We start from the raw sequence: 753 nt of genomic DNA, 5'->3' as shown, positions 1-753 counted from the left end.
ACAGCAATATTTATAAATAAACGATTCGCGCACGCGCCAAACCACTCGGGAAATGACTTTCGCCCAGCGCGGAAATGCCAAACCACTTGGGAAACGACTTTCGCCCGGCGCGGAAATGCCAAACCACTTGGGAAACGACTTTCGCCCGGCGCGGAAATGCCAAACCACTCGGGAATGACTTTCGCCATGCGCGGAAATGCCAAACTACTCGGAAAATGACTTTCGCCATGCGCGGAAATGCCAAACTACTCGGGAAACGACTTTCGCCCGGCGCGGAAATGCCAAACCATTCGGGAAACGACTTTCGCCATGCGCGGAAATGCCAAACTACTCGGGAAACGACTTTCGCCATGCGCGGAAATGCCAAACTACTCGGGAAACGACTTTCGCCCGGCGCGGAAATGCCAAACTACTCGGGAAACGACTTTCGCCATGCGCGGAAATGCCAAACCACTCGGAAAACGACTTTCGCCCGGCGCGGAAATGTAGAATATGCTTGGTGTGCTTGCTACCTTGCCCTGCAACTAAGTATGGACTGACATAGAGCGAGAAGCGTGCCGTACCAGTATTACCACCCGAGAACTCGGAGTTCACATAATCATAGCCGTAAGACTTATAGCCACGCACATGGTCTACCTGTCCGCCGAGGTTATAGTCATAGGTTACTTTCTCCTCATCGGGGTAAATCATTTCCAATTATTGCTGTCCGGTAAACATTATTGTCATATAAAAGTTGAAGCCTGAATTCCATGG

Annotated in this window: 2 protein-coding genes; both read right to left on the bottom strand. The window is 51.0% G+C overall.

All coding sequences use genetic code 11. The features are described 5' to 3' along the window. Window positions 1-10: 10 nt before the first annotated feature. Window positions 11-352 carry a hypothetical protein gene (locus tag HMPREF9420_RS14075; protein ID WP_147625738.1) on the bottom strand — a complete coding sequence of 114 codons (342 nt, stop codon included), beginning with the start codon at window positions 350-352 and terminating at the stop codon, window positions 11-13. Next, on the bottom strand, window positions 328-696 hold the full coding sequence (locus tag HMPREF9420_RS12820; RefSeq protein WP_147625737.1) for a hypothetical protein: 369 nt from the start codon (window positions 694-696) through the stop codon (window positions 328-330). Before HMPREF9420_RS12820 ends, HMPREF9420_RS14075 begins: the two co-directional genes overlap by 25 nt. Window positions 697-753: the final 57 nt, after the last annotated feature.

Source organism: Segatella salivae DSM 15606, assembly GCF_000185845.1.
GTDB classification, from domain to species: Bacteria; Bacteroidota; Bacteroidia; order Bacteroidales; family Bacteroidaceae; genus Prevotella; species Prevotella salivae.
The sequence above is the reverse complement of the archived record's forward strand: the minus strand, read 5'-3'. Positions and strand labels throughout refer to the sequence as shown.

Coding starts and splice junctions, on each gene's coding strand:
- HMPREF9420_RS14075 (WP_147625738.1), bottom strand. CDS start 352: ATGGCGAAAGTCGTTTCCCGAGTAGTTTGGCATTTCCGCGCATGGCGA.